This is a genomic window from Bifidobacterium catenulatum subsp. kashiwanohense JCM 15439 = DSM 21854 (genome assembly GCF_001042615.1).
Lineage (GTDB): Bacteria > Actinomycetota > Actinomycetes > Actinomycetales > Bifidobacteriaceae > Bifidobacterium > Bifidobacterium catenulatum.
This window is the reverse complement of sequence record NZ_AP012327.1, coordinates 203,418-228,898: the sequence shown is the minus strand read 5'-3', so window position 1 is coordinate 228,898 and position 25,481 is coordinate 203,418. Positions and strand designations below refer to the sequence as shown.

The window sequence follows — 25,481 nt, the reverse complement described above, 5'->3', positions numbered from 1 at the left end:
AGCCACCTGCCGCTTTCGACGGGTGGCTGTTTTATTCTTGAATACGCGATTGAGATACGGCAGTAATTCGAATAATCCGAGTTTTTCGAGCATTTCGAATATTTGTGGTGAGGAGAGCATGGCACGTACAACCGACAACGCTTCGGCTTCGGCAACTTCGGCGAACAGTTCGATTACGAACGTCGCAGCGCTAGCCAACGTCTCCATCGCCACCGTCTCCCGCGTCCTCTCCGGCAAACGCACCAAAAACGACGACATCGCACGCCGCGTGCGAGCGGCCGCGGCACACCTCAACTATTCGGTCAATTATGCGGCGAGCGCGTTGCGCAGCACCGTCACCAACACCATCGGCCTGGTGATTCCGACCGCCAACGACCCGTTCTGCGCGCAGCTGCTTGACGAAATCGAACCCGTCATCGACGTGGATTCGCAGCAACTGCTGCTGGGCATCGGCGGCGATCAGGCCACGCAGATTCAACGCATCGAGTCGTTGGTAGACCGCCATGTTGACGGTCTGATCGTGCTGCCCGCCTGGGAGGCCTACCTTTCCGCAGAGCTTGAACATTACGCCTCCACACTGCCGATCGTGCAGGTGGGTGGACGCCAATGCTCGTTCCGCACATCCATGGTGAGCGTCGACGAAAACGCAGCCATGGAAATCGTGATCGGGCATTTGGCCGAACGTGGCATAGCATCCGTGGCATACATGGCCGGCAAGGAAATCTCCTTCGAATCGGCGGAACTGTTCACCATGTTCCACACTCAGATGCGAGCGCACCATCTTGCCACCGAAACCGAATGGAATAAGTTCGGAGACCGTAGCGTGCAGCGCGGATTCGACTGCGCCATGCGACTGTTTTCCGAGCCGCTCGTGCAACCGGAGGCCGTGGTGTGTGCCGACGATGCGATCGCGTTCGGCGTGATGGTGGCGTTGCATTCGCTTGGGCTTCGCGTGCCTGAAGATGTGCTGGTGGTCGGCTACAACGATTCACCAATCGCGCGCACCACCATGCCGCCGCTGACCAGCGTGCGCCCACCGTTCAAACAAATCGTCCCCGAAGCGCTACGCCTACTCAACGACGGCCCTGACAGCCCCGCGCATATCTCACTTGCACCGCAACTGATCGTGCGCGAATCCACCAACTACCAGCGCTGAATCGCATTTTTTGCAATTTTGCCGGCAGTTATCGCACGATAGCAAGCCAGAATCATCAGCCGAACAACCATTTCTTCCACTCACTGGAGGAATACGGACGCCAGAAGACCTGCCAGCGGGAAGATTCCCCGGTCAGTGGAGGAATCCGGACTCAACAAAACCCGTCAGCGAGAAGATTATTCCAGCGACTGGAAGAATCAAGACCCTAAAAGCCCTGCCAGCGGGAAGATTGTTCCAGTAACTGGAGGTTTTAGGACGATCAGAAGCCTCTTAGCGGGGCAATTCCCCCAGTGAGTGGAGAAAACCGGACCCTAAAAGGCCAATCAGCGGGAAGATACCTCCAGCAACTGGAAAAACTGCCCGCCGGAAAACAGTATGCTCCAACGCCGCTAGCCTTAGCTGGCGATGAGGGAGCAGAAGAGGGCTTCGAAGACCAGTATGGGATTGCCATTGCCGGCCAGGCGGCGACGTGCAACGGCAATATCCTCCAGCCGCCGCACCGCTCCCCCACGCGTAAGCCGCACCGACAGTTCGGTGATCGACGAACGATTCTCCAAATTGATCAGCCCCACCGAATCCTCGGCATTGTTCTGCAGCACAGCCACATCACGGTAAATACTGGCAATCGAGTTCAACGCACGGTCGAGCACATCACGTGTAAGTCGCGTAGTCTGACGCTTCAGCTCGTCTTTTTTGGCAATCGCATTGTATGCGCCACGCAGCTTCGGAGGAATACGATCCTTCGCCCCAAGCCCATTGACTCTGCGAAAATCAGCTTCCGCCTCTGCCGCTTTGACCTTCACCTCCGCTTCGGCCTGCGCCTTCGCATTGTCGATAAGATTGCCGGCAAGCAGCACCGCATCCGACGCGCGACGCAATCCAAGCACGCCCACAATCAGCTCGTCGCGGTCAGACATCACCTGCTCATTCTCCGCATACAAGCGCGCAATGCCGATATGCCCTTCCGCAAGACGTGCGGCACGCGCCGCGATTTTCGGCTCGAATCCGCCATTTTGCTCCAGAAATGCAGCCACCGCCTGCGTGGAGGGCACGGCAAGATTGACGATGCGAGTGCGCGAGCGAATCGTCGGCAACACGTCCTGCGCACTCGGCGCACACAAGAGCCAAATCGTATGCCCGCTCGGCTCCTCAATCTCCTTGAGCAGCACGTTGGTGGTGCGTTCCAGCATGCGATCGACATCTTCGATAATGATGATGCGCCACGGCGCAGTGCTTGGCATCTGCTCGGACGTAGTGATGATGTTTCGCACCTCGTCGATGCCGATGGTCACTTTGTTGGTGGCCAGCACGGTCACGTCGGGGTGAGTGCCGGCAAGCACCTGCTGCGCGGCTTTGGTCGGCTCGTCGCCAAGACCATGATCGGGGCTCTCCAACGCCGCCGCGAACGCGCGCGCCACATTGGAACGGCCCGATCCGGGAGGGCCGCAAATCAGCCAGGATTGCGCAATGGCTTTCGGATCGCCACTTGCGATGGCTTTGAGTTGTTCGACAACCTGCTGCTGGCCGACGATCGAATCCCACACGCTCACTGGGCGGCCTCCGATTGGAAAGTTTTCATTTGACTGATTTGCGCAAAATCAGACTGAATATGCGCCCATACTTCATCGATGGATTGGCCGGCATCAATCACGCGGAAGCGTTGCGATTCCGCCTTTGCCAAGTCAAGAAACGCCTGCCGTGTACGACGTTGGAAATCGTCTCCCGCGGATTCCATACGATCTTCATCATGCTGCAGGCGCGCATGCGATTGCGCAGGGTCAAGATCCAGCAGATACGTACGATTCGGCAGCAGACCGCACGTCGCCCACATGCTCAAGTCGCGGATTTCACCTGCCGTCAATTCGCGGCCGCCAGCCTGGTATGCAAGAGAAGAATCAAGGTACCGATCGGTAATTACCACGGCACCGCGTTCCAGTGCAGGACGAATCACCTCGGCAACATGCTGGGCACGGTCAGCGGCGAACAGCAGCGCCTCCGCACGCGGAGCGATATCCGCATCGGAACCTTCCACGCCGCCAAGCAGCAACTCGCGAATCGCCACGCCAAGCACAGTACCGCCTGGCTCGCGCGTGACCACGCATTCGCGCCCCTGCGCCTCAACGTACGCACGCAACCGTTCAACCTGCGTGGTTTTGCCGACGCCGTCTACACCTTCGAAGGAGATGAATATGCCTTGCATATTCATCACTCTACATTGCGGCGTTCGCAACGCTACCGCTGCTCACTGCTACGAACAGTCCACCGGCATCTCTCATGCGACGCTCATCAGCTATCGCTACTCGCTGCCAAGTACAGTCCACTGGACTGTACGTCAAAGGAGATGAATATGCCTTGCATATTCATCACCGGGCGGGAACTACGGCGGGACGGGTGTAGCCTTCGTTGGCGGCAAGCCATTCCACATCGGCCTTCACCGTGGTCGGCGTGGAACCGATCTCCTTGGCGATACGGGTGTTGGCCCAACCCTTATCGGCCAACTCGCGCACCTTGGCACGGCGATCGGCACGAGCCTTATCGACGGAAGCCGCCTTGGAAGTCTTAGAAGCCTTGGCAGCACCAGCCTTCTTAGCCCCGCCCTTGCCGGCGGCGGTCTTACGTCCACGCCTTTTCGACGGGCCCTGCGCACGCTTCTCAGCCAGCAAACGGAACGCCTCGGCCGGTTCGATCGACTCAGGAGCATACTGCTTCGGCAACGTACGATTCGTCTCACCATCGGTGATATACGCGCCGTAGAAGCCTTCCTTGATGGTCACCTGCTTCTGCGTTTCCGGATCGACGCCCAATTCGCGCAGCGGCGGCTTCGCAGCACCACGGCCACGCCCACGGCCATACTTCGGCTGGGCGAACAGTTCCTTCGCCTTATCCACATCAACCGTGAAAATCTCATCTTCCGAAGCAAGCGAACGCGTATCCGACTTGCCATCGGCACCGGTTTTCGTCAAATACGGACCGTAACGACCATTATTGGCCTGCACGGTAACCGTCTGCACTTCACCGGTCTGCGCATCCACCTCTTCATACGAACCGACTTCACGCGGCAAGCTCAGCAGACGCAACGCATCATCCAACGTCAACGATTCCGGACTCATCGTTTTGAACAACGACGCCATCTTCGGGCGATCGGCAGCGGCTTTCTTCGCACCCTTGCCGCGCTTCGGCTTCTCACTAGCGCCACCGGCAGCATCACCAGCATCGCCGGCATCGGCAGAAGGCATCACCAGCGCAACATACGGCCCGAAACGACCATTACGCACTTCAACGGTGCCTCCGGAAACCGGATCGACGCCAAGAGCGCGCGGACCGCCGGAATGGTTCTCGATCAAATCATGACCGACTTCCACCGTCAGCTCATCCGGAGCAAGCGTATCCGGCAGCGAGGCACGCTTCGGATTGCCCTCATCATCCAGATGGTTCATATCCTCCAAATACGGGCCATATCGACCGACGCGCACATGCAAACCGTCGCCAATCTCAATCGTATTGATCTCGCGAGCGTCGATTTCACCCAACTGCGCGACCTGCTGCTGCAAACCGGCATGCGCCTCGTCCGCAGACTGCGCGGCACCCTCACCGGAACCGAAATAGAAGCGGGTCAGCCAATTCCTGCCGGTCTCCTGACCGCTCGCGATCTGGTCAAGACCGCTTTCCATATCGGCAGTGAACTCGTAATCCACATACCGCGGGAACTTCGTTTCCAGCAATTTGACCACGGAGAACGCGAGCCACGACGGAATCAACGCACGACCGCGCTCATACACGTACCCGCGATCGATGATCGTGGAAATAATGCTCGCATACGTGGACGGGCGGCCGATTTCCTTCTGTTCCAACGTTTTCACGAGCGACGCTTCGGTGTAACGCGCCGGAGGCTGAGTTTCGTGTCCGTCGGCACCAACCGCCACCGCGGCGAGCGCATCGCCCGGATTCATCGGCGGAAGCGACACATTGTCATCCGACTTCTTATCCGCTTTGCTGGATTTACCGGATTGCGCAGCCTGTTCAACGCTTCCAGCAGCATCGCCCTTCTTCGATTCGGCGGATGCGCGGCGGCCTTCACCGGTCGCCTTCATAAAGCCGGGGAATTCGATGACAGTGCCGGAAGCCTGGAACATGGCTTCCCCATTCGATTCGGTCGGTGCAGACAGTCGCACGGTCGCCGTGGAACCGGTTGCGTCTGCCATCTGGCAGGCAAGCGTGCGCTGCCAGATCAGCGTGTACAGCTTGAGCTGGTCGGCCGGCACTTTGCTTGCGATTTCCGCAGGATCGCGGAATTTCGCACCCGCCGGCCTGATGCATTCGTGGGCTTCCTGCGCGCCCGCGGTTTTTGTGGCATATTGTTTCGGCGCGTCCGACAGATAGTTTTCGCCGAAATGCTTGACGACCGCTTCGCGTGCGGCTGCGATCGCTTCCTGCGACAGCGTCACCGAATCGGTACGCATGTAGGTGATATAGCCGTTTTCGTACAATCCTTGCGCAGCACGCATGGTCTGACGCGAGCTCATGCCGAGACGATTGCCGGCGGTCTGCTGCAAGGTGGACGTGGTAAACGGTGGAACCGGACGGCGACGGTACGGCTTGGTTTCCATCGACGCGACAGTAAACGTTGCAAATTCCAATGCCTGCGCAATCGCGGAAGCCTGCGCCTCGTCCAACTGCACGACCTGATCCTTCGCACCGGCCGCAGTCAGCTTGCCATCGGCGCCGAAATCCTTGGAACCAGCTAAACGACGGCCACCCAACGACACCATACGAGACTCGAACGCAACATTATTGCCATCGGCATCCGGCGCCTCCAACGTTGCGGTGACATCCCAATACGGGGCACGCACGAACGCCATACGCTCGCGCTCGCGCTCCACGATCAAACGCGTGGCGACGGACTGCACACGGCCCGCGGAAAGACCCGGCCCAACCTTGCGCCACAGCACCGGAGAAAGCTCATAGCCGTACAGGCGGTCCAGAATACGGCGGGTTTCCTGGGCGTCGACCATGTCGTCGTCAACGTCGCGAGTATTGTCAAGCGACGCTTTGATGGCTTCCTTCGTGATTTCGTGGAACACCATGCGCTTAACCGGCACTTTCGGCTTGAGCGTCTGTACCAGATGCCAGGCGATGGCCTCTCCCTCGCGATCCTCATCGGTTGCGAGGTACAGGGTGTCGGCTTTTTTCAACGCGCTTTTCAGCTCGGACACGGTTTTCTTCTTGTTGCCGTCGACGATGTAGTACGGCTTGAATCCGTCTTCCACGTCAACGCCGAACTTGCCGAATTTGATTTTGTCGGCGGCCGGCACCTGGCTCGGCTGCGCAAGATCTCGAATATGGCCGACCGAGGCCATCACCGTATATTCGGAGCCCAAATACCCACCGATTTTCTTGGCCTTGGTGGGAGACTCCACAATCACGAGCTTGCTGCCGGTAGCCATAGCCACTCCTTATTACTAGCGTTTGCAACGCAATAATACTCACTGACCGTATGCAGTTGGCAAACCGTCCGTGTGGCGCGAGCGACCGGTGCCGGAAATTTTCGGTGCACTCGCAGGTATGGACGTCAGCGTTTCGGCGGTGCCGGAGGAGCCCCCACCAGCCCAAGTTTCGTCAGTGGCGAGGCGGTCAGCTGACGCATAGCCAACACCAGGCCGAACGTCAGCGACGCGATGGAAGCAGTCAAAATCACCGTGGAAAGATGCGCACCGGAATTCGTCCATTCCGCACTCATCGCAAGTCCCGGCTGAATCTGCCAAATAATGTACGCGCCATACAGGGTTCCAAGCACGCCGAACGTCAGCAACACGCTGCCGACAATCTGCACGGAAGGCGACGACGCACGCGATCCGGGCTCATCCATACCGTTCGCAAACGTTGCGGCGAGCATGAGCATGCCCACTCCGCCGACGATCAGCAGTGCCATGATCACGTCAGTCGGGCGGTGCCACTGCCCCGCGATCACAGACAATCCGACAAGCACCGCGTACGCCCAACCAATCACCGCAACCAATGCACGGCACATGCGAGGCACGGCGCACAACAGGATCGCCCCCGCCGTCGCAGCGAGTATGACATGCCCGGAAGGCGCGGAATTATTGGGATTTGATTCCAGATTAATCAGGTACGGACGTGGCAGCAGCGGCTTCAGCAACTCCGCCGCGGCAAAGCAGATTCCGCCGAAAACCGCCAGTTGCGCGATCAACAGCCATCGTTTTCTTACGATGAGCACGACGAGGGCGATTATCGACATAATCACGCTTGTTGCGACTACAACGGTGGAAATGGTGAAGACATGTACGACCGGTTCCAGCCATCCCGGCAGGGCCGCGTCGAATTTCGACCAGACCATATCCTCATAGCTTTGGCCTTCCATCGTGCGCACGCCCAACCACCAGACGCCCGCTGCGGCGGCAAGCAGCAGCAGACCGAACGCCACGCTGAGCACGATGCTCGATACGCGCGGGCGACGGGTCAGCGGATCGACTTTGGCGAGTCCTGCGTTCACTTCACGTGGGGAAAGCACCTGTTCGATCGGATCGACTTGGCCGGCTTGCGCAATCGGCGAGACCGGTGCGGCTGATGCAACCTGCGCAGTGTCGGAAAATTCCAGTTTTTGCCAAGACTGCGAGGATTGTTGATCCGACGCGGGTTGCGCGGGAATCGGCGCGGACTGCGGCGATGATTGTTGGGAAGCTGTCTGCGACGATGGCGGCTGCGGTGCAGGAACGGGCGCGACCGGCTGCTCCAACATATTCGCGGACTTATGCGGGTCTCGGATGATTGGCTTGAATTCGTCGGTCATAATCATTGAGAATACGACATCGGCTCTACGGTATGCAGGAATGGCAAGAAGATATAAGAAAACCTCCACGCACCCGGAAGAGGCCACTTACCCTTGCTGCATTCCTGCCCTGGGGGAGTTGGGTGACGTACCGCCACGCGGAGGCAAAGACCAGTGTACACCATGCCCGGACCGAACCGCGCCGGAAACCCACGTAGGCCATGCCATAGGTCGCCATGCAGGCCTCGCCATACGAAAAAATCGAACGTCAAAAATGCTGCACCCCATGTTAAGGAGGATGGACGGGTATGCTTGATGAGGAATCGCACACGAATATTGTGTGTTTGTTTGAGTTCGGAAGGTTGTTCTTATGACTGAATCGGTGGAGTATCCCGATCTGGTGGTCGTGGGCGCGGGCCTGTTCGGCCTGACCGTGGCCCAGCAGGCCGTGGAGCATCTGGGCGCGAGGGTCGAGATCATCGACGTGCGTGACCACATCGGCGGCAACGCGTACAGCTACATGGACGAGGAGACCGGCGCGGAGATCCACAAGTACGGCGCCCACCTGTTCCACACGTCCAACAGGCGCGTGTGGGACTACGTGAACAGGTTCACCTCGTTCACCGACTACGTGCACCGCGTGTACGCCACGCACGACGGCGAGGTCTACCCCCTGCCGATCAACCTGGGCACCATCAACCAGTTCTTCCATGCCCACTACACGCCCGCCGAGGCCAAGGCGCTCGTGGCCGAGCAGGCCGGCGAGCTGGCCGGCAAGGATCCGGAGAACCTCAACGACAAGGGCATCTCGCTGATCGGCCGTCCCCTGTACGAGGCGTTCATCAAGAACTACACGGGCAAGCAGTGGCAGACCGACCCGAAGGACCTGCCCGCGGGCATCATCAACCGCCTGCCGGTGCGCTTCAACTACGACAACCGCTATTTCAGGGACACGTGGGAGGGCCTGCCCACGGACGGCTACACCGCGTGGATGGAGCGCATGATCGACGATCCGCGCATCCACGTGACCCTGGAGACCGACTTCTTCGACGCCTCGCAGCCGTTCAACAGGAAGGCTTTGGCCGCGGCCGGCGTGCCGGTGGTGTACACGGGCCCGGTGGACCGCTACTTCGACTACTCGCTGGGCGAGCTCAAGTGGCGCACGGTCGACTTCAGGGAGGTGCGTTACGACGAGGGCGACCATTTCGGCTGCCCGGTGATGAACTTCTCCGACGCGGACGTGCCGTACACGCGCGCGATCGAGTTCAAGAACTTCAATCCGGAGCGCAGGGATTCGCAGAATCCGGACAGAACGGTGGTGTGGGAGGAGTACAGCCGTTTCGCCGAGCGCGGCGACGAACCGTACTATCCGATCAACACCGAGGCCGACAAGGCGCTGTACGCGAGGTACGAGGAGCTCGCGAAGGCCGAGCCGCTCACCGTGTTCGGCGGCCGTCTGGGCACGTACAAGTACTACGACATGCACAACGTGATCGACACCGCGTTGACCGCGTACGAGGAACAGGTCGAACCCCTTCTCAAGAAGTGACAATACGCATCGTTTCCAAATCGTAATTAAAAATCCCCAATCCACCGACGGTAGATTGGGGATTCCTCATATCAGGCGAACCAAAAATCAGGCACGCCACACATCCTTACCAGCTGCCTTGGCGGCGGCGACATCGGCGTCAAGCTGCTCTTCGCTGCCCTCAACGCTACCCTTGATGAACTCCTCCACCAAGCGGCGCGCCTCACCATCCTCGTGCTGGACGGCCGGCGACTTCATGAAGTAGGAGCTCGGAGCCAGAATCGGACCGGCCAGATGGCGATCGAGCGCAATCTTGGCGGCACGCACGGCGTCAATCACAATACCGGCGGAATTCGGGGAATCCCACACCTGCAGCTTGTATTCCAAGCTCAGCGGCACATCACCGAACGTGGTGCCCTCAAGACGCACGAACGCGAACTTGCGGTCGTCAAGCCATGCCACGTAATCTGACGGGCCGATATGCACATTGTGCGGGTCCATATCGTGCGGCACCACGGAAGTGACGGCGCGAGTCTTGGAAATCTTCTTGGATTCCAGGCGCGAACGCTGCAGCATGTTCATGAAGTCCATGTTGCCGCCCACATTGAGCTGGTACGTGCGGTCCAGGCGCACGCCACGGTCTTCGAACAGGCGGGCGAGCACGCGGTGCGTGATCGTGGCGCCAACCTGGGACTTGATGTCGTCACCGACGATCGGCACACCGGCGTCACGGAACTTCTGCGCCCATTCCGGATCGGAGGCGATGAACACCGGCAGGCAGTTCACGAACGCGCAGCCGGCGTCCATGGCGGCCTGGGCGTACGCCTTGTCGGCCTGCTCGGAACCGACCGGCAGGTAGGAAACAAGCACGTCGACCTTCTTGTCACGCAGCACCTGGGCCACGTCGACCGGCTCGGCGTCGGACTCGTCGATCATCTGACGGTAGTATTCGCCCAAGCCATCGTTGGTCGGACCGCGCAGCACCTCAACGCCTAGGTTCGGCACGTCGGCAAACTTGATCGTGTTGTTCTGCGACGCCTCGATGGCTTCGGACAAGTCCTTACCGACCTTCAGCGCATCCACGTCGAACGCGGTGACGAATTCAATGTCACGCACGCGGTATCCGCCGAAATTGTTGTGCATCAGACCGGGAATCTTATCCTCGTCCTTCGTGTCTTTGTAGTATTCAACGCCCTGCACCAGCGACGAAGCGCAATTGCCAACGCCGGCGATAGCCACACGAATGCTCATCTGTAAACGACTCCTCTGTATATGTGTATGCGTTACAGGTACCAATTCTCAAGCATACCTGCGAAACAGCGAAAAGGCACCTGAAAAACTGACAAAACCCTGAAAATCAGCCGATATTGAGGCAACGTCCTGCAAACTGTCGATTTGTAAAAGAGCTGCGCAAAAAATGCCCCCGCCAAGGCAAACGCACCCCATTTTCACCTGATTTCTCAAGTCAATCAGCTACGGTGGGACCTATGGTTTCACACACACGAAGCGTAAGCTCACGCTCAAGAAGCGCCCACAACGGTGGCGCCAGCAGCAATCGCAGCAACGCATCCCATAGCGCGCCCAAGCCGCAGAACCACGGATCGCACCGCGCCAACGGACCTAAGAAAAAGCAGAACAAGCGCAAGCATCTCGTACTGAAGTGGGTACTCGGCATCTTCGCGGCGCTGCTCGCGGCAGGAATCGGCCTGTTCGCTTACATGTATATCACCACGGAAATCCCCGAACCGGAGAAGTTCGCCCTCGCCGAAAAAACAACCGTCTACTATGCCGACGGCACTACGGAAATCGGCAGCTACGCGGAGCAAAACCGCGAAATCATCGACTGCGCGGTACTGCCTGATTACGTGAGCAACGCGATCGTCGCATCGGAAGACCGATCCTTCTACACCAACAAGGGCATCGACCTGTATGGCATCGCGCGAGCGCTGTATACGAACTTGACCACCGGCAGCAGGCAAGGTGGTTCGACCATCACTCAGCAGTATGCGGAACGATATTATCTGGGCGAAACCACGTCGTATTCCGGCAAGCTCAGGGAAGCGTTCCTGGCCATCAAGATCGCACAGGCGCAAGATAAAAGCCAGGTGCTGTGCAATTACATGAACACGATTTACCTTGGTCGCGGCGCGTATGGTATCCAGGCGGCGGCGAAGGCGTATTTCAACAAGAACGCCAGTGATCTGACCTTGTCGGAATCCGCTATGCTGGCCGGTATCATTCCTGCGCCGAGCTCATGGGATCCAGCCGTCAACCCTGAGCAGGCTGAAAAGCGATACGACCGCGTGCTCAACATCATGAGGGAAGATGGCTACATCACCGCCAAGGAAAAGAAGGAAGCACAGTTCCCCGCCGTGGCGGAAATCCAGCAGAACAACCAGATGTCGGGCGCCAACGGGTATCTGCTGACCACGGTGAAGAATGAACTGGTCAATTCCAAGGCGTTCACCGCCGATGATTTGGAAACCGGCGGCTACAAGATTGTCACCACGCTTGACAAGGGCATGCAGGACGAAATCCAACAGGTCGGCGACACCCGGCCGGAAGGCATGCCGGATAGCATTCAGGTGGGCGGCATTGCGGTCGATCAGAAAACCGGTTCCGTCAAGGCCATGTATGCGGGCAACGATTACCTCACCAAGCAGCTCAACAACGTCACTCAGGCCACGTTCGAGCCGGGCTCCACGATGAAGCCGTTCGGTTTGCTGGGAGCCGCTCAGGAGGGTGTGAATTTCAACACGTTGTTCAACGGTAATTCCGGCCTGACGTTTGAGACGACTCCGGGAACCACCGCGCAGGTGCCGAACGCACTTAACACCAACTGGGGGTATATCAACCTCTATCAGGCGACCGCGAATTCGGTGAACACCGTGTTCATGGATGTCAACAAGCATCTCGGCGCCGCGAATCTCGCCAAGATCGCGCATCAGGCGGGCATTGAGGGAGACATTGCCGAAGACACCACCTACAACATTTTGGGCATTAACGGCATTACCGTATGGGATCTGGCTCAGGGCCACTCCACCATTGCCAACGATGGCGTGAAGAACACGTTGCACATCGTTGACAAGGTGCTCATGTCCGATGATTCGAAGGAACTGTACAGGACGGCGCAGGAGAACCAGCAGGTGTTCGAGGCGAACGATTGCCACTTGGTGCAGAAGGCCATGCAGGGCACCACCACGTACGGCACCGCTGCAGGCGTTTCGGCACGTCTCGGACGCCAGGTGGCCGGCAAGTCCGGTACCGCGAACGACGAGAAGGCGGCTTCGTTCGTAGGCTACACGCCGCAGCTGCTCAATGTGTGGGCCATTTGGAATCCTGCGGAAGACGGCAGCGCGCAGGAAGTGCCACCGTTCGCAGGCTATGGCGTTTCCTCCACCGGCTACCCGTCGCATCTGTTTGAGGAGTTCATGTCGCTCGCCCTGCAGAATCAGGAGGTGCTGACCTTCACCGAGCCGACCGACAACGGCAAGATCGGCGGCCCGGACGGCACGTGGGGCACCGGCGCGCAGAAGACCCAAACACGGCAGAGCCAGGAAGTGCCGAAGGTCGAAGAAAACACCGAGCAGACCACGCCTGATCCGACGCAGAACAGCGATCAGAACAGCAGCGGCAGCGGAGACGGAAACAATTCCAACAACGGTGGGACCAGCGGGACCGGCGGTAGCGACGGCAACAGCGGAACCGGCGTCAACAGTGGCAACAGTGGCAACAGTGGCAACAGTGGCAACAGTGGCAACAGTGGCAACAGTGGCAACAGTGGCAACAGCGGCAACAGCGGCAACAGCGGCAGCGACGGCAACAGTGGAACCGACGGCAACGACGGCGGAAACCAGCCGAACGGAGCCCAATAACCGACGTCTGCAAGCAAATTCGGTCGCTGTTGGCGGAATCACACGAAAAAGAATAGGAAAACAAAAATCAAAACACAAAGGGCCTGTGACGCACTCACCAACGAAGTACGTCACAGGCCCTTACTTCTATGAAAAACGGAAACCCGCGGAAATCAGCGCTCGGAACGGTTGATGGCCGAAATAATGGCCTTCAGCGAGCTGGTGACGATGGACGTGTCGATGCCGACACCCCACACAATCCGCGGATCGTCTTCCTCACCGATCTGGCATTCCACATAGGAAGCGGCCATGGCGTCGGTGCCGACGGACATGGTGTGCTCCACATAATCCATTACGGAAGCCTCGATACCGAAATTGCTCAGCGCGTTCAGGAAAGCGGCAAGCGGGCCATTACCCATGCCGGAAACCTCACGCTCCACCGGCTCATCAACGCCGGCGTTCACGCCACGGTCAAGAATCCTGGCCTTCAGCACGGTATCGGAACCATCTTCACCGGAAGAGACCGACACCTTCAGCAGCTTCAAACGGCCCCACTGTTCGAGGGATTCATCCTTGCTGTCGCCGACCACAACGCCCGCGGCGGTGGCACCAGACTCTTCAACCGGCAGATACTCGTCCTTGAACAGACGCCAAATATCCTCGTCCTTGACTTCCTTCTTGGTCTCATCGGCGTACGCCTGCACAACCTTGTCGAACTCGACCTGCAGACGCTTCGGCAGATCAAGATTGTGGTTGGTCTTCAGCAGGTAGGCCATGCCGCCCTTGCCGGACTGGGAGTTCACGCGGATGATGGCCTCGTACGTGCGGCCGATATCCTTCGGATCGATCGGCAGGTACGGCACCAGCCACACAAAGCTGTCAAGATCGGCACCGGCGCGGTCGGCAGCCACCTGACGAGCCTCAAGACCCTTCTTAATGGCATCCTGATGTGAGCCGGAGAAGGCGGTGAACACGAAATTGCCGGCATACGGGTGACGCTCGGAAATCTTCAGCTGGTTGCAGTACTCAACCGTCTTGCGAATCTCAGGAACATTGGAATAATCGATCTGCGGATCAATGCCCTGCGTGAGGAAGTTCAAACCAAGCGTAACCAGATCGACGTTGCCGGTACGCTCGCCGTTGCCCAGCAGGCAGCCCTCAACGCGGTCGGCGCCGGCAAGCACGGCCAACTCGGTGGCGGCCACGCCCATGCCTTCATCGTTGTGCGGGTGCAGCGACAGCACCACGGCGTCGCGCGGCACCAGATTGTTCGACACGTATTCCACCTGATCGGCAAACACGTTCGGGGTGGTCATTTCCACCGTTGCCGGCAGATTGATGATCATCGGATGCTCCGGAGTCGGCTTAATCACGTCGATCACCGCATTGCATACCTCAACGGCGTACTCCGGCTCGGTGCCGGTGAAGGATTCCGGAGAATACTCGTAATACAGGTCGATGCCCTGTGCCTCGCCCTCAAGCTCCTTGCACAGAGTGGCCGCGTCGGTGGCGAGCTTCTTGATGCCGGCCTTATCCTTACGGAACACGACCTCGCGCTGCAGCACGGACACGGAGTTATAGAAGTGCACGACGGCGCGCTTGGCACCCTTCAGGCACTCGTAAGTCTTGCGAATCAGGTGCTCGCGAGCCTGCGTCAGCACCACGATCGTAACGTCGTCAGGAATGAGCTCACGCTCGATCAGCATGCGAATGAAATCATAATCGGTTTCGGAAGCCGACGGGAAGCCGACCTCGATCTCCTTAAAGCCCAACGACACCAGCAGATTCCAGAAACGCAGCTTGCGCTCGGAATCCATCGGGTTGACGAGGGCCTGATTGCCGTCACGAAGATCGACGGAACACCAACGCGGTGCACGCTGCAGTCGCTTGCCCGGCCACGTACGCTCCGGGTAATCAAACGGCACCTGCTTATCGTATGCGACGTACTTGTTGTACGGCATCTTGCTGGGCTTTTGCGGAGCTCCAATATAACGCGCCGGAGGCAGCAGCGGGTCGTTGTTCCCTCCGTTGGACGCCGCGGCGACTGCCGCGAGATCAAACACTGACGATTGATCCTGACCCATCACTCCTCCTTATCTGTAAAGCTGGGCAGGCCTTCTGCCGGCCCACATTGTTACGTGCATGTTACCTACCTGCACTGCCGCCCATAGTAGCTGCAACCAATCCCATATATCGCCGGCATTCCGCCATATGACGGGCAGACCGCGATTTTCGTCTCTTTTTCACCCCATATCCAGATTTCGCGCATTACAGTGAGCATCATGACCTTGCGATTCAACAGCGACGGCACCTTCCGTGTGCTGCAGATGGCCGATATTCAGGACGGACCGAACGTGCGTGAAGACACGATCCGTCTCATCGAAGCCGCCATCAAGAAAACGCATCCCGATCTGATCGTCTTCACCGGCGACCAAATTCGCGGATACGACCCCGCGTACATCGACACGTTCCTGCGCCGCCGCGGAGAGCAGCCGGGCACGCACATACGTGCGGTCACCGAAATCGAAGCGAAAATTCGCGGCATCAAACGCCATCCGCTCGCCAAAGCGTTGCTCGAACAGCCCCCGACCGACGACAATTGGATGATCGACGGCATCGGCACCGACTCGCCGAAACTCGTGAAACGCAACAAGCGCAACGGGCGCGACGGATCCGCCAACAAACTTGAATCATGGGCGCAATCCATCAATCGCGCGACCGCCGCAACCATACTCGACAGCACACGGCAGAAAGTACGAGACACATTCGCAGCATTCCTCGGACCTGCATTGGAAGCGCGAATCCCCTTCGCGGCAACCTACGGCAACCACGATTTCCAGTGTGGCATTCTCGCAGACGAGCAGGATGACATATACCGCGAGTTTTTCGGTTGCATGAACCCTGTCGCCGGTTCTTCTCCCCTGGCGCTCGAACCAGGCACGTTTGCGATTCCGATTGAAGCTTCCGACGGGTCAGGACGTATTGCGATGAGCGTGATGATGGTGAATTCCGGCGATTATGCGGATAATGCGTTTGACAGCGATCGCAGCATTTCCAACGATTGCGAGCATGCTGGAAATACTGGTAAATCCGGCAATACTGTTAGCAACACTGCCGGAAATACTGCCGGCGGACGGGAATCGCTGACATCCTACGCAAAGTATGCATCGAATTCACGCGGCTGGGATTTGGCCGATTCCGACGGCTACGGCACACCTTCACCGGAAGCGATCGAATGGCTGAAGCAAGTGCAACGCGAGTTGGGCGAGCGCAACGGCGACGGTTTGGCGGTTCCGGCGATCGCGTTCCAGCATATTCCGCCGCAGGAGTTCTACGATTGCCTGCGCGAAGTGCCCGCATACACGCCGAATGCGGTAGAGGGCGCGCGAACGTTCGCAGGGCATTGCTATGTGTTGGATCGTGACGTGTGCAGGCCTGGCTCAAGGCTTGGAGAGGCAATCGGATGCGCGGATGAAAACGTTGGCGAAGTGCAGGCGCTGCGCGATGCGGGCGGCTATTTCGCGCTGTTCTGCGGGCATGACCATAAGAACGCGTTCGTCGGGCATGTGCACGACATTGATCTTGGCTACGCGCCGACCTGCGGATTTGAATGCTACGGTCCGAAATCGCGACTGCGCGGCATTCGTCTGTTTGAATTCCGCGAAAACAATCCGGTCAGCTACGTGACGCGCATGCTCACGTGGGGAGACCTGGTCGGACGCTACTCCAGCAACGAATTACGCGTGTTCTTCGAAGACCATTGCGTGACCGATCTGATCGGTATCCGCAACGAATTGCGCCGCCCGCAGGTCACCGTCACACTGCTGGGCATCGGATCGGTGATGTGCGCCGCAGCCGGCCACGCCATCGCCAAACTGTTCAAGCGCTTCAAACGCTAGGCGGTCAACAGCCGAACCGGCGGAACAACGGGCTTTGCATGCCGCATATCGTCAGACAATCGCCAATCCGTGGAACGTGGAATATCAGCGGAAAAGCAATGGAAATCCAAAGATCAATGGAACAGGCTGACGCCACGACGAGATACGCAAAATGCGTTGCCTAGCCATGTATGTCGGGAATTCGGCCACACCGCACCCAATCGCGGCGCGGTCTGACTCATCCAAATACTCGGCACACGACCATCCGCGGAACGCGATCCCAACAAATTAAAGCCGTTCTCCTCCAGCAACCATTCCGGATGCTGCGTGGCAATCGCAAGTCCCTCTTCCAACGTAAGCGGCAAACGCTCGTCGGAATCGATCAACTTGCGCGCCACATCGGGCTCGCGATTGATGTAGCAGGTGCCGGTATGCGGTTCGACCACCAGGTAGAACGGGCCTTCCGGAGGTTCGAAACCATCCTGCGGAAGGAAACTGGCGATATCGCGCGGCGGCATGGTGGTGAATCCTGCCATACGGTTGATGGAAGTACGGGCAATCAGGGATTCAGGAGACACCAGTTCGCGCGTAGGCACCAGCAGAATCTGCGTGCCCAAATCTGAATCCTCCAGCGCACGGATGAGCGGGCGCGCCAAAGCACGAAACGCGGCGGCCGACATATCGGCCACATCCGGATAGCCCAACGCCACGATACGGTCCAACTGCTTTTGCGCTTCTTCTGATGCCTTCGACATGGCTTCCAGTGTACGCGAGCGATACGCCCAAAGCACGAAAAGCCTCGCAGCCCGCGCAGCCAGTTCCGCATCAACCTCAAAGACATCGGAGCCATATACCAAAAAGCGCGCGAAGTAGACTTGCGCGCTCTGGAAGCAGAATGATTCCCTTTTTTCATATTATGCACAGCAACGGCAAACATGCTCCGCAAAAACATTCGTTGCACTATTCAGCGCCGGTATTTGTTATTGCTCCACGCGCAGACGAAAGGCTATGCAGCGTTCCTGTGAGGCAGGAAGCATCCTGCGTTCAAACCAATCTGACAAACATACTGTTGGAACCAGGGACGTCACGGAAGCCAAAATGCTGGTAAAAGCCACGCGAGACATCATCATAAGGATCAACAACAAGTGCGCGGGACCCGATTTGGCGGCCTACTGCAAGAGCTCGCTTGATTGCATCCTGCAGCAACATCCATCCCAGCCCCTGATGCTGAAAACGTGACTCCACGCCCAGCATTCCTAACAGAATCACAGATATTTTGGCAGGGGCATTCCGTTTAAGCCATCCACCTCTCACGGCATCACGATCAATTGAATACGCACTAATCGCATAGAAGCCCGCAACTTCCCCACTTGTTGTGAAACACACGTATGGAACCGCCGTACCCCGCTTCGCCGCATAAGGGGCATGGCGATTCGCCCAATTGTCGATCAGTTCGACACCACACGAGAAACCTTCAAGCGTCTCGCCAGGATTCAATCTTCGCGGCTCGAGAAACCTCACTTCAGTTACGCCCATTGAGGTTCCCTCCGCATAAGTTCCTTCGTCTCAGCCGGAATAGGCTCATCGAGCGCACGAAGAAACGCATCAAACGATTCATTCTCAAGTTTGAGTGAGGAAGCCTCCTCTATTTCCCGTCGTGCGGCATCTAGTAGATGCTGCGCCGTCCATTGTGTTATCGTGGACCCCTTCAGCGAGACAGCGCGCTCAATCAACGAACGCTGCTCCGCTGTTAAACGAATATCCAACCGCGATGTCCTGTTACTTGTTACTGTAGCCATACCAATAGTGTACGTCATTTTGCCACACATAACAATCGCCAAACGCATACTCGGCGCAGACCAGCATACGGATAGGAGAACATGCTTGTTCCGCGAATTTCGTAAGATTAAACAACGCATGTGGCCGCCCACGGAGTCGTTTGGGGCCGGCTGGTCGACCTCAAGCGTGAAATCATACGAAACCGTTCCAGCATAAGCGAGAGGTTGTTATGTCCGAAAAGATTAAGGTCGGCATTCTCGGAGCTACGGGCATGGTCGGACAGCGGTTCGTCACGCTGCTCGAAAACCATCCGTGGTTCGAATTGGTCACCCTTGCCGCGTCCGCGCACAGCGCCGGCAAGACCTACGAAGAGGCCATCGGCGGTCGCTGGAAGATGGAAACGCCGATGCCGGAATTCGTGAAGAACATGGTCGTCAAGAACGTGGCTGACGTGGAAGACGTGGTCAAGAACGTCGATTTCGTGTTCTCCGCAGTAAACATGCCGAAGGCTGAGATTCGCGCCATCGAAGAGGAATACGCGAAGACCGAAACGCCGGTCGTGTCGAACAACAGCGCCCACCGTTGGACTCCGGACGTGCCGATGGTCGTGCCGGAAATTAACCCGGAGCATTATGAGGTGATCGAGCACCAGCGCAAGCGTCTCGGCACCACGCACGGCTTCATCGCCGTCAAACCGAACTGCTCCATCCAGGCCTACACTCCGGCGCTCGCCGCTTGGAAGGAATTCGAGCCGCGCGAGGTTATCGTAAGCACCTACCAGGCCATTTCCGGCGCTGGCAAGACGTTCAACGACTGGCCGGAAATGGTGGGCAACATCATTCCGTTCATCTCTGGCGAAGAGGAGAAGTCCGAGAAGGAACCGTTGAAGGTGTTCGGTCACGTCGATGAGGAAAAGGGCGAGATCGTGCCGTTCGACGGTGCGCTGAAGATCACGTCGCAGTGCATTCGCGTGCCTGTGCTCAACGGTCACACCGCCACCGTGTTCATCAACTTCGGCAAGAATCCAACTAAGGAAGAGCTTGTCGATCGTCTGGTCAACTACACGAGCAAGGCTTCTGAGCTTGGCTTGCCGCATGCGCCGAAGCAGTTCATCCAGTATCTGACCGACGATGATCGCCCGCAGGTCAAGAAGGACGTGGATTACGAGGGTGGCATGGGTGTTTCCATCGGCCGTCTGCGCGAGGATTCCATTTTCGATTGGAAGTTCGTTGGCTTGGCTCACAACACCCTGCGCGGTGCCGCCGGCGGTGCGCTGGAAAGCGCCGAAATGCTGAAGGCGCTCGGTTACATCACCAAGAAGTGATAACGATCTTCATATGTTCTGCAGTTACGCATGATCATGCATGATTGCACATGGTGATATCTGATTTCTGCAGAACATAATATTGCGGAGGATTGTTGATTATTCAGCGATCCTCCGCTTTTTATTTGCAGATTATCTGCAAAAAATATCTGTAAAACAGATATGGGAATAACAAAGACTTGGCTGAGATGCCTCAAGCAATCCAGTCAAGTCTTTTTTTGATTGATATTACGTGCTATTGCGTCAACGACCGGTACCGCCGTACACCACGGCTTCCACCTGCTCGGCGTCCAAGCCGTAGGCAGTGTGCAGCGCGCGGACGGCGTCCTGCAGCTGTTCGAGCGGAACCAGCGCAGCGATGCGGATTTCGGACGTGGAGATCATCAGCACGTTCACGCCCTCGTCGCTCAGCGCGTTGAAGAACTTGGCAGCCAGGCCGGAGTGGGTCTTCATGCCCACGCCTACCACGGCCACCTTGCCCACGTTGGCGTCAATGTCGAAGGACTGGTAGCCCAGTTCATCCTGCTTCTCCTGCAGCACATCCCGCACCTTGGCCGCGGCGGAACCGGGCACGGTGAAGGAAATGTCGGCGGTGCCGGTGGAAGCGGAGGCCTGCACGATCATGTCGACGTTCACGCCGGCCTCAGCCAGCATCGTGAACACCTTGGCGGCCATGCCCGGCTCGTTCGGCACACGGCGCACAGTGGCCAGCGATTCGGTGTTGTCGTGCGCGACGCCGGAAATGATCGGGACTTCCGGTCCCAGATCGGGGAACAGGTCACCCAAGGACTGGTTGTTGTTTTCGCTCATGTTCTTACCTTTGTTTGTAAAGTCTTAGCTTATTTTGCGTTTTTGCGATTGCCTGCAATAAATATCTTGCGATGCCTTGTGATTTTTTCTTGCAAATCTCAGATATTCGGCAATACGCGCGGATCGACACCTTCCGGCACGATCAGCGTGCCGCGGCGGTGGGAGAAAGAGCTGCGCACATGCAACGGCATATTGAATCGCTGCGCGTATTCCACGCAACGCAGGGCAAGCACCTTGGAACCGCAGGACGACATTTCCAGCATCGACTCGTAGTCGATGACGGGAATACGACGTGCAGTCGGTACAATACGCGGATCGGCGGTGAACACGCCATCGACGTCAGTGTAGATCTCGCATACGTCGGCGTCCAGCGCCACGGCCAAAGCCACTGCGGAGGTATCAGATCCGCCCCGGCCGAGCGTGGTGGCGTCGCCACCCTCGTTCACGCCTTGGAAGCCGGCCACAATGGCCACTGAACCCTTGCCGAGCGCACGACGCACACGGTCAGGCTTCACGGCCTTGATGTGCGCGGTACCGAACTGGGCGTCGGTCATGAAACCAGCCTGGGAGCCGGTGAAGGAGTAGGCGTGAGCGCCGGCCGCATGAATTGCCATTGCGAGCAAACTCATCGAAATACGCTCGCCTGCGGTCATCAGCATGTCCATCTCGCGCGCCGGCGGGTTGGAGTCGATGCTGAGCGCCTGATCGATCAGGTCGTCGGTGGTGTCTCCCATTGCGGAGACCACCACGGCCACGTCATTACCGGCGTTCTTCGTTTCGATGATGCGTCGGGCTACGCGCTTGATCGATTCTGGGTCGGCTACGGAAGAGCCGCCAAATTTCTGCACGATGAGAGCCACAACTTATCCAATCTTCTTCAATGTGTTGCCTGCCGACCATTCTAGGCAGGCTGGTCGATTATAGGAAAAATTCGATTTGTCAAGCCCCTGCACGCCCAACATACGGAACAGTATACGGAATCCTTGCAAATCCTCCGCGCGTTTTTGTACATACGTTCCGCACGGGTCTTCCATGATCGCCGCGCAACGTCTGCGCGATCGTTAGCATATGCCGGCAATGTGACGATCGTGGCGAATGCGACGAAGGCAATGTCAGACGACCGCGCGACGCCCGGCCAGCGCACGTCCGAGTGTGATTTCGTCGGCATATTCGAGATCACCACCGACCGGCAGACCGCTCGCCAAGCGCGTGACCGTGATGTCGGTTTGCGAAAGCAGCTGCGAAAGGAAGCTGGCGGTCGCCTCACCTTCCACGTTCGGATTGAGCGCGAGAATCACTTCGGTGACTTCGCTGTCTTTGAGTCGTTCGATGAGTTTGGCGATGTTGAGGTCGCTGGGCTGCACGTTGGCCATCGGATTGATAACGCCGCCGAGCACGTGGTATAGGCCGTGATATTCGCGTGTGCGTTCGATGCTCATCACGTCTTTCGGTTCTTCGACCACGCAAATCACACTATGGTCGCGACGCGGATCGGCGCAGATCGAACATGGGCTGGTTTCGCACACGTTGCCGCAAATGTCGCAGAATCGTATTTTTTCCTTGACTTCGGTGATGGCGTCGACCAGGGTCTGCGCTTCCTCGTCGGATGCGTTAAGCAGGTAGAAGGCGATGCGTTGCGCGCCTTTCGGCCCGATGCCAGGCAGGTGCGCGAATGCGTCGATCAGTCGTTGGATGGCGCCGTCATAGGCCAGTGCCATGGTTCACCTTTCCTTGGTTTCCGTAAGATTCGCAGTTGTTTCCGTGGGATTCGCGATTGTGCCGTTACTCGTCGAGATTCTTCTTTTGCTGCATGTTGCGCGGGTTTTTGGCGTCGTCGGGGCCGAAATCCTCGACTTTTTTCACTTCGAATAGTCGTGTCAGATCGTCAACACTTAACGCGTTGGACGCTCCGATCGATTCGTCGCTCATGGAATATTCGTCATCTTCCGCGGCGACCTGCGGTGTCGGCTGCGCAGGAGCGGAGAACTGTTGGCTCCATGGATCGGCGTTCGGCTGGTTTTGCTGCGACGCCGCTTCCTGCCGAGGTACGCGATGCTGGTGATTGGCATGCTTAGGGGCCGTTTCAGGCTCCACTGGCACGGGCATGGGGTCCGCCGGTCCAGCCTGAACTGGCATGGGGGCACCCCAAGGATCGTCGTCCTCCGACGGTTGCTGCGGTACCGGCGCTGGCACGGCCCAAGGGTCGACATTATCGCTAGTATCGGGAACAGCCACATGTTTCGTGTGTTGTTCCGGCGCTTTCACGTCGTTGACGCCGCTTGCGATTACCGATTGCGATTGCACCTGTTGCGCTGGCACAGCCCATGGATCGTCATCCAGTTGCGATGGGACTACTGCGGCCTGTTGTGAGACCGCCCACGGATCGTTTTCAGCGGTTGCGTCCGCAACGGCTCGGTGAGCCTCCTCATCGTTAGAATCCCCTGCATTACCACCATCCTCGGCTTTCTGCGCGCCCTCAACCGCCGGCTCTTTGCCGGAAGATTCAAGACTTGCGGCAGTGCCAAGATTCGCGGTCAGCAGTGTTGCGGATTTGAGTCGCTCCTGCGCCAGCTGCACGTTGATCTTGCTTTGCTCTTCCGGGCTAAGCTTGCTCCACGGCACCGATTCGGAACCGTCCGCCAGCTTTTTGGCGGGGGCAAGCGTGACATTCGGGCCAAACATCTTATGCACTTCGGCGCGGACGATTTTCACCACTTCGGTGGTTCCATCCACCGACTCCTTCGCCACGCCCTTAGCGAACGCATATTTGCTGAGCGCCTTGTCGAATTTGATCCACAAACTGTCGCCTCGCAACAGCACACGAGGCACTTTTTCGCGATTCACATAACCGCGCACATCCTCAGGAAGCGCGGCTACCAAAGCATCCCACTTCTGATCGGGGGTACGGTCGTCATGTGCCGGAGCAGGCACTGAAGTTGCGGCAGGCGCAGTGGCTGCAACGGAAGACGTCGCATTCATCGCCTGCTGAACATCCGCAAGCATGGAGGCCACACCGGAGGCGACGGCGTCAGCGGGATTCATCGGAGCCGCAGACGGCTGCACAGCCGGTTTCACAGGCTCGGAAGGAGCATCAATTGCCGCCGCGGAATCCTGTGGCCGAACACCGTCGGCATATCTCGCTGTACGGCGGCGCGAGCCGGCCATAGATCCACGCAGCGATTCTGCAGCGGCGGAAGCCCCGGAATCGCCAGCAAAATCAGGCATACCGGAAGATGACGCAACGGCAGCCATCCCTTCCTCACGCCCGGCCAGCAAGCGAGCGGCAAGCAATTCCAGTCGCATGCGCGGCGAAATCGCACCGGTCATATTAGCAAGCGTCGCATTAATCGTGTCAGCCATCTGCGTCAACGCAGACAATCCCAAAGCGGAAGCCTGACGATGCAAATCATCCATGTTCTCGGCGGCCGCCTCGTCGGAAAGCACGCTTTCCGCGCGCGTTCCGCCCAACGTGAGCACCAGCAAATCGCGCACGCGGGCAAGCAAATCCTCAACGAATCGACGGGGATCGAAACCGCCGACCACAACCTTCTGAATCACGCCATACAGTGCTTCGCCATTTTTGTCGGCAACGGCGTCGATGGCCTCGCTAATCAGAGCGTCAGGCGTGAAACCGAGCAAAGCAACCGCGGAATCGTATGCGATGCTGCCGTCAACCGCACCAACCATGAGCTGGTCAAGCACGGAAAGCGTGTCTCGCACGGAACCGCCGCCGGCACGCATGGCAAGACGCAGCACGCCTGGCTCGGCCTCGATATGCTCGTCTTCGCAGATCTGCTCGAGGTACGGGCCCATAACCTCCTTCGGCACCAAGCGGAACGGGTAATGGTGGGTGCGCGAGCGGATGGTGCCGATCACCTTGTCTGGTTCGGTGGTGGCGAAGATGAACATCACATGCTCCGGCGGCTCCTCCACGATTTTCAGCAGCGCGTTGAAGCCTTGTGGCGTAACCATATGGGCCTCGTCGAGAATGAAGATCTTGTAGCGGTCGCGGGCCGGCGCGAAACCAGCGCGCTCACGCAGCTCACGGGCGTCGTCCACGCCGTTATGCGAGGCCGCGTCGATTTCCACCACATCGATGGAACCGGGGCCGCCCGTGGCGAGATCCTTGCAGCTTTCACATTCGCCGCACGGATGCGAGGTCGGACCTTTCGCACAGTTGACGCATCGCGCAAGAATGCGGGCGGAACTGGTTTTGCCACAACCGCGCGGGCCGGAGAACAGGTATGCGTGCGTGAGCTTGTTCTCGTCGAGCGCGCGCATGAGCGGAACCGTGACCTGGTCCTGACCGATCACGCCGTCGAACGTGTCGGGACGATACCTTCTATAGAGTGCCAGTGCCATCGC

Annotated in this window: 18 protein-coding genes and 1 other RNA gene; 5 read left to right on the top strand and 14 right to left on the bottom strand. The window is 58.3% G+C overall.

What is annotated here, in order from left to right; genetic code table 11:
- The first annotated feature begins 118 nt into the window (after positions 1 to 118).
- On the top strand, positions 119 to 1,156 hold the full coding sequence (locus BBKW_RS00855; RefSeq protein WP_048349484.1) for a LacI family DNA-binding transcriptional regulator: 1,038 nt from the start codon (positions 119 to 121) through the stop codon (positions 1,154 to 1,156).
- 395 nt (positions 1,157 to 1,551) lie between these two features.
- Here BBKW_RS00855 and BBKW_RS00850 read toward each other — a convergent pair whose 3' ends face one another.
- The 5 genes from BBKW_RS00850 to ffs all read right to left on the bottom strand — a co-directional run bounded on the left by BBKW_RS00850 (position 1,552) and on the right by ffs (position 8,114).
- Positions 1,552 to 2,706: a DNA polymerase III subunit delta' gene (locus BBKW_RS00850; protein ID WP_033500688.1), complete on the bottom strand. Its 1,155-nt coding sequence runs from the start codon at positions 2,704 to 2,706 to the stop codon at positions 1,552 to 1,554.
- Positions 2,703 to 3,356, bottom strand: coding sequence for a dTMP kinase (tmk, locus tag BBKW_RS00845; RefSeq protein ID WP_033500800.1), 654 nt, complete (start codon positions 3,354 to 3,356; stop codon positions 2,703 to 2,705). Before tmk ends, BBKW_RS00850 begins: the two co-directional genes overlap by 4 nt.
- Positions 3,357 to 3,519: 163 nt before the next feature.
- On the bottom strand, positions 3,520 to 6,600 hold the full coding sequence (gene topA, locus BBKW_RS00840; RefSeq protein WP_033500687.1) for a type I DNA topoisomerase: 3,081 nt from the start codon (positions 6,598 to 6,600) through the stop codon (positions 3,520 to 3,522).
- A 125-nt stretch (positions 6,601 to 6,725) separates the two neighbouring features.
- Complete coding sequence (locus BBKW_RS00835) at positions 6,726 to 7,964, bottom strand: phosphatase PAP2 family protein (RefSeq protein WP_033500799.1); 1,239 nt, start codon at positions 7,962 to 7,964, stop codon at positions 6,726 to 6,728.
- A gap of 53 nt (positions 7,965 to 8,017) precedes the next feature.
- An RNA gene (gene ffs / locus BBKW_RS09940) (signal recognition particle sRNA small type) lies at positions 8,018 to 8,114 on the bottom strand.
- A gap of 199 nt (positions 8,115 to 8,313) precedes the next feature.
- Here ffs and glf point away from each other — a divergent pair.
- Complete coding sequence (gene glf / locus BBKW_RS00830; protein WP_033500686.1) at positions 8,314 to 9,492, top strand: UDP-galactopyranose mutase; 1,179 nt, start codon at positions 8,314 to 8,316, stop codon at positions 9,490 to 9,492.
- An 87-nt stretch (positions 9,493 to 9,579) separates the two neighbouring features.
- Here glf and BBKW_RS00825 read toward each other — a convergent pair whose 3' ends face one another.
- Positions 9,580 to 10,722 (bottom strand): inositol-3-phosphate synthase, encoded by a 1,143-nt coding sequence (locus BBKW_RS00825; RefSeq protein ID WP_033500685.1) that lies wholly within the window; start codon positions 10,720 to 10,722, stop codon positions 9,580 to 9,582.
- Between the two features lie 236 nt (positions 10,723 to 10,958).
- Here BBKW_RS00825 and BBKW_RS00820 point away from each other — a divergent pair, with 236 nt between their 5' ends.
- Entirely contained in the window at positions 10,959 to 13,346 is a 2,388-nt protein-coding gene (locus BBKW_RS00820) for a transglycosylase domain-containing protein (protein WP_033500684.1), read from the top strand.
- A 152-nt stretch (positions 13,347 to 13,498) separates the two neighbouring features.
- Here BBKW_RS00820 and leuA read toward each other — a convergent pair whose 3' ends face one another.
- Positions 13,499 to 15,409 (bottom strand): 2-isopropylmalate synthase, encoded by a 1,911-nt coding sequence (gene leuA / locus BBKW_RS00815; protein WP_033500683.1) that lies wholly within the window; start codon positions 15,407 to 15,409, stop codon positions 13,499 to 13,501.
- A 195-nt stretch (positions 15,410 to 15,604) separates the two neighbouring features.
- On the opposite strand from leuA, the gene BBKW_RS00810 reads away from it, so the two are divergent.
- Positions 15,605 to 17,224 (top strand): metallophosphoesterase family protein, encoded by a 1,620-nt coding sequence (locus BBKW_RS00810; RefSeq protein ID WP_414635061.1) that lies wholly within the window; start codon positions 15,605 to 15,607, stop codon positions 17,222 to 17,224.
- 113 nt (positions 17,225 to 17,337) lie between these two features.
- Here BBKW_RS00810 and BBKW_RS00805 read toward each other — a convergent pair whose 3' ends face one another.
- From BBKW_RS00805 to BBKW_RS00795, 3 genes are all read right to left on the bottom strand, one after another.
- Entirely contained in the window at positions 17,338 to 17,958 is a 621-nt protein-coding gene (locus tag BBKW_RS00805; RefSeq protein ID WP_033500681.1) for a DUF5701 family protein, read from the bottom strand.
- Between the two features lie 289 nt (positions 17,959 to 18,247).
- Complete coding sequence (locus BBKW_RS00800) at positions 18,248 to 18,739, bottom strand: GNAT family N-acetyltransferase (protein WP_033500680.1); 492 nt, start codon at positions 18,737 to 18,739, stop codon at positions 18,248 to 18,250.
- Positions 18,730 to 19,002 carry a type II toxin-antitoxin system TacA family antitoxin gene (locus BBKW_RS00795; RefSeq protein WP_065440131.1) on the bottom strand — a complete coding sequence of 91 codons (273 nt, stop codon included), beginning with the start codon at positions 19,000 to 19,002 and terminating at the stop codon, positions 18,730 to 18,732. The genes BBKW_RS00800 and BBKW_RS00795 overlap by 10 nt, the downstream gene beginning before the upstream one ends.
- A gap of 209 nt (positions 19,003 to 19,211) precedes the next feature.
- Here BBKW_RS00795 and asd point away from each other — a divergent pair, with 209 nt between their 5' ends.
- The gene (gene asd, locus BBKW_RS00790; protein ID WP_033500679.1) at positions 19,212 to 20,306 is read left to right on the top strand and encodes an aspartate-semialdehyde dehydrogenase; all 1,095 of its coding nucleotides are present in this window, start codon (positions 19,212 to 19,214) and stop codon (positions 20,304 to 20,306) included.
- 243 nt (positions 20,307 to 20,549) lie between these two features.
- Here asd and BBKW_RS00785 read toward each other — a convergent pair whose 3' ends face one another.
- The 4 genes from BBKW_RS00785 to dnaX all read right to left on the bottom strand — a co-directional run bounded on the left by BBKW_RS00785 (position 20,550) and on the right by dnaX (position 25,478).
- A complete protein-coding gene (locus tag BBKW_RS00785) occupies positions 20,550 to 21,116 on the bottom strand; it encodes an ACT domain-containing protein (RefSeq protein WP_033500678.1) in 567 nt (188 codons plus the stop codon).
- A gap of 98 nt (positions 21,117 to 21,214) precedes the next feature.
- The gene (locus BBKW_RS00780) at positions 21,215 to 21,976 is read right to left on the bottom strand and encodes an aspartate kinase (RefSeq protein ID WP_033500797.1); all 762 of its coding nucleotides are present in this window, start codon (positions 21,974 to 21,976) and stop codon (positions 21,215 to 21,217) included.
- A gap of 252 nt (positions 21,977 to 22,228) precedes the next feature.
- The gene (gene recR, locus BBKW_RS00775) at positions 22,229 to 22,834 is read right to left on the bottom strand and encodes a recombination mediator RecR (RefSeq protein ID WP_033500677.1); all 606 of its coding nucleotides are present in this window, start codon (positions 22,832 to 22,834) and stop codon (positions 22,229 to 22,231) included.
- A 64-nt stretch (positions 22,835 to 22,898) separates the two neighbouring features.
- Positions 22,899 to 25,478, bottom strand: coding sequence for a DNA polymerase III subunit gamma/tau (gene dnaX / locus BBKW_RS00770; RefSeq protein ID WP_033500676.1), 2,580 nt, complete (start codon positions 25,476 to 25,478; stop codon positions 22,899 to 22,901).
- Positions 25,479 to 25,481 lie beyond the last annotated feature (3 nt).

Coding starts and splice junctions, on each gene's coding strand:
- BBKW_RS00785 (WP_033500678.1), bottom strand. CDS start 21,116: ATGAGCGAAAACAACAACCAGTCCTTGGGTGACCTGTTCCCCGATCTG.
- leuA (WP_033500683.1), bottom strand. CDS start 15,409: ATGGGTCAGGATCAATCGTCAGTGTTTGATCTCGCGGCAGTCGCCGCG.
- BBKW_RS00835 (WP_033500799.1), bottom strand. CDS start 7,964: ATGACCGACGAATTCAAGCCAATCATCCGAGACCCGCATAAGTCCGCG.
- BBKW_RS00800 (WP_033500680.1), bottom strand. CDS start 18,739: ATGGGCGTAACTGAAGTGAGGTTTCTCGAGCCGCGAAGATTGAATCCT.
- topA (WP_033500687.1), bottom strand. CDS start 6,600: ATGGCTACCGGCAGCAAGCTCGTGATTGTGGAGTCTCCCACCAAGGCC.
- glf (WP_033500686.1), top strand. CDS start 8,314: ATGACTGAATCGGTGGAGTATCCCGATCTGGTGGTCGTGGGCGCGGGC.
- BBKW_RS00825 (WP_033500685.1), bottom strand. CDS start 10,722: ATGAGCATTCGTGTGGCTATCGCCGGCGTTGGCAATTGCGCTTCGTCG.
- recR (WP_033500677.1), bottom strand. CDS start 22,834: ATGGCACTGGCCTATGACGGCGCCATCCAACGACTGATCGACGCATTC.
- dnaX (WP_033500676.1), bottom strand. CDS start 25,478: ATGGCACTGGCACTCTATAGAAGGTATCGTCCCGACACGTTCGACGGC.
- BBKW_RS00855 (WP_048349484.1), top strand. CDS start 119: ATGGCACGTACAACCGACAACGCTTCGGCTTCGGCAACTTCGGCGAAC.
- asd (WP_033500679.1), top strand. CDS start 19,212: ATGTCCGAAAAGATTAAGGTCGGCATTCTCGGAGCTACGGGCATGGTC.
- BBKW_RS00805 (WP_033500681.1), bottom strand. CDS start 17,958: ATGTCGAAGGCATCAGAAGAAGCGCAAAAGCAGTTGGACCGTATCGTG.
- tmk (WP_033500800.1), bottom strand. CDS start 3,356: ATGCAAGGCATATTCATCTCCTTCGAAGGTGTAGACGGCGTCGGCAAA.
- BBKW_RS00795 (WP_065440131.1), bottom strand. CDS start 19,002: ATGGCTACAGTAACAAGTAACAGGACATCGCGGTTGGATATTCGTTTA.
- BBKW_RS00820 (WP_033500684.1), top strand. CDS start 10,959: ATGGTTTCACACACACGAAGCGTAAGCTCACGCTCAAGAAGCGCCCAC.